This is a genomic window from Gryllotalpicola sp. CP2-P1 (genome assembly GCF_057512245.1).
Genome location: NZ_JBLRDT010000255.1, coordinates 1 through 2919, shown reverse-complemented (window position 1 = coordinate 2919; position 2919 = coordinate 1). Strand labels below are relative to the sequence as shown.

The window sequence follows — 2919 nt, the reverse complement described above, 5'->3', positions numbered from 1 at the left end:
CGGTGCGGCGCGTGGGGTTCGTCGACCGCCTCGTCACCTTCGTTCTGCTCGGCTTCGGCCTCTCCAACGTGTTCAGCGTGGTGACCGACGCCTTCAACGGCGGCAGCGTCATGCGCGAGTCAGTGGCGGTCATGGGGGAGAGCTACGAGCACCTCGCCGACGCTCTTCCGGCCTGGCTGTGGCAGGGGCAGGCGATCATCTACGCCGTCGTGTGGCTCGTCACCCTGATCGTCTCGATCACGTCGATGCGCGCGGGGCGCCGCTCGTGGTGGATTCCCCTCGTGGGGGCCTTCGTCGCGTTCATCCTCTTCGCCGCGATCTTCATCATCGCCCTCGGCGAGAACCCCGAGCTGATGCAGATCATCCCGACGCCCGTGCCCGGCGACACCGGGTCTTCGACCTGATTCGATTCGGTACTCTCGCGGCATGGCCGACATCAGCATCGAGGAAGTCACCGCGTTCAGCGACGAACTGGCCGAGACCATCGAGCGACTCCTGCCGGGGCTCTCGTCGACGGCGGTCTTCGACGTCGAGCTCGTCACGGCGATCGTCGCGAGCGAGGCGACGCACCTCTATGTCGCGCGGCTCGATGGGCGCATCGTCGGCGCGGCCTCGCTCGTCGTGTACCCGATTCCCACCGGCATCCGCGCCCATGTCGACGACGTCGTGGTCGACGAGCGCGCGCGTGGGCACGGCATCGCCCGGCGGCTGCTGACGCATCTCATCGACGAGGCGAACGGGCGCTTCCACGCGCGCACCATCGACTTGACGTCGCGCCCCGACCGCGAGGCGGCCAACCACCTCTACAAGACCAGCGGCTTCGTGCAGCGGAACACGAACGTCTACCGCTGGCAGCCGGCTCAGGGCGCGCAGTAGCCGCCCGCTGGGACGGCCGCAGCCGCCCGACCGGTCACCTGCCGCTCTTGCCCGCCGAGCCGAGCTGCTGCGCCGCCTCGACGACACGCTCGGCCATGCCCGATTCAGCGACCTTGCCCCACGCGCGCGGGTCGTACTTCTTCTTGTCGCCGACCTCGCCGTCGACCTTCAGCACGCCGTCGTAATTGGCGAACATGTAGCCGGCGATGGAGCGTGTGAAGGCGTACTGGGTGTCGGTGTCGATGTTCATCTTGACGACGCCGTTGCGCACGGCCTCGGCGATCTCTTCGGCCGAGGAGCCCGAGCCGCCGTGGAAGACGAGGTCGAGGGGCTTCGGCCCGTGGCCGAACCTCTCGACGATGCCGGCCTGGATCTCGCCCAGAAGCTCGGGCCGCAGCTTGACGTTGCCCGGCTTGTAGACGCCGTGGACGTTGCCGAAGGTGAGGGCCGCGATGTAGCGGCCGTTCTCGCCGAGGCCGAGCGCCTCGACCGCCTTCGTGACGTCGCCGACCGTCGTGTAGAGCGCCTCGTTCGTTCCCTCGTGCTTGATGCCGTCTTCCTCGCCGCCAACGACGCCGATCTCGATCTCGAGAATGGCGTTAATCGCACTGGTGCGCTTCAGAACGTCGCGGGCGATGGAGATGTTCTCGTCGAGCGGCACCGCGGACCCGTCCCACATGTGGGACTGGAAGACCGGCTCGCCGCCGGCGCGCACCTGCTCTTCGCTCGCCGCGAGCAGCGGGAGCAGGAAGCTCTCGAGCGCCGGCTGGGGGCAGTGGTCGGTGTGCAGAGCGACCGTGATGCCGTAGTTCTTGGCCACCTCGGTGGCGAACCGCGCCATGGCCAGCGCGCCGGTGGCGCGCGCCTTCACCGACTGCCCGGCGAAGTAGTCGGCCCCGCCCGTCGTGACCTGGATGATGCCGTCGGACTCGGCCTCGGCGAGCCCCTGGAGAACCGCATTGATCGTCTGCGACGACGACACATTGAAGGCCGGGTAGGCGAAGCCGCCCGCCTTGGCCTTGTCGAGCATCTCGGCGTACTGATCAGGCGTTGCGACGGGCATCGGATCTCCTTCGAAGTAGCGGGCCGATTCTTACCTTAGGGCGATTCGGTCAGCTCGAGAGCGGTCAGCGGCCGCGGAACCTTGTCGATTCTTTCCGGTTCGGGAACCTGGCTCAGTCGCCCCGGGTCGATGCCCGGGAACTGCCGCGCCGTCACGAGCACACGGGTCTCGAGGGTGCCGGCGAAGCTGTTGTATGACTCGACGGTGCGCTCGATCGCCTTCCGCAGCGAGTCGGCGTGGCCGGCGAGCGTGCCGATGCGCGAGTAGAGCAGGTTGCCCAGATCGAACAGGGTGCGAGCCTCATCGGTGACCGCCTGCTGCTGCCACGTGACGGCGACCGTCTTCAGAACGGCCCAGAGGTTGACGGGGGACGCGAGCGCGACGCGCTTCCCGAAGGCGTAGTCGAGCAGCGCCGGGTCAGCGTCGAGGGCGGATGCCAGCAGTGACTCGCTCGGCACGAAGGCGATCACGAACTCGGGGCTCACCTCGAGCCCCTGCCAGTAGGCCTTCTTGGCGAGCGCGTCGATATGGCCGCGCACGGCCTTCACGTGCGCCGCGAGCAGCGCGGCGCGCCGTGCCGCCTCGTCGCCCGAGGCCGTGTCGGGGATCGCGGAGGCTTCGAGATAGCTCTCGAGCGGGACCTTGGAGTCGACGGCGAGCTGCTTGCCGCCGGGCAGGCGGATCACCATGTCGGGGCGCAGCGTTCCGGCATCCGTCGAGATCGTGGTCTGCACCGTGAAATCGACGTGCTCGGTCAGCCCCGCGGCCTCGACGACGCGGCGCAGCTGCGTCTCACCCCAGACGCCCCGGGTGGAGTTCGAGCGCAGCGCGCCGGCGAGCGACTCGGTCGTCGCCCGCAGCTGCTCGTCGCTGCGTCGAGCCAGCCTCAGCTGCTCGGCGAGCGAGCCGTACTGCTGGGCGCGCTCGCGCTCGAGCTCGGCGACCTTCTGCTGCATGGCGCCGAGCGTCTCGCGCACCGG

Annotated in this window: 4 protein-coding genes; 2 read left to right on the top strand and 2 right to left on the bottom strand. The window is 68.8% G+C overall.

Annotated features, from left to right (window positions below; all coding sequences use genetic code 11):
• Both ACM2XV_RS13840 and ACM2XV_RS13835 read left to right on the top strand, forming a co-directional pair.
• A partial coding sequence (locus ACM2XV_RS13840; RefSeq protein WP_487027344.1) for a DUF6264 family protein occupies positions 1–404 on the top strand: 404 nt, incomplete at its 5' end.
• Positions 405–426: 22 nt separating this feature from the next.
• On the top strand, positions 427–876 hold the full coding sequence (locus tag ACM2XV_RS13835) for a GNAT family N-acetyltransferase (RefSeq protein ID WP_344773928.1): 450 nt from the start codon (positions 427–429) through the stop codon (positions 874–876).
• 34 nt (positions 877–910) lie between these two features.
• Here ACM2XV_RS13835 and fbaA read toward each other — a convergent pair whose 3' ends face one another.
• Both fbaA and ACM2XV_RS13825 read right to left on the bottom strand, forming a co-directional pair.
• Positions 911–1939, bottom strand: a complete 1029-nt coding sequence (gene fbaA, locus ACM2XV_RS13830; RefSeq protein ID WP_344773930.1) for a class II fructose-bisphosphate aldolase — start codon at positions 1937–1939, stop codon at positions 911–913.
• Between the two features lie 35 nt (positions 1940–1974).
• On the bottom strand, positions 1975–2919 hold a 945-nt coding region (locus ACM2XV_RS13825), incomplete at its 5' end, for a DNA recombination protein RmuC (RefSeq protein WP_487027343.1).

Coding starts and splice junctions, on each gene's coding strand:
- ACM2XV_RS13835 (WP_344773928.1), top strand. CDS start 427: ATGGCCGACATCAGCATCGAGGAAGTCACCGCGTTCAGCGACGAACTG.
- fbaA (WP_344773930.1), bottom strand. CDS start 1,939: ATGCCCGTCGCAACGCCTGATCAGTACGCCGAGATGCTCGACAAGGCC.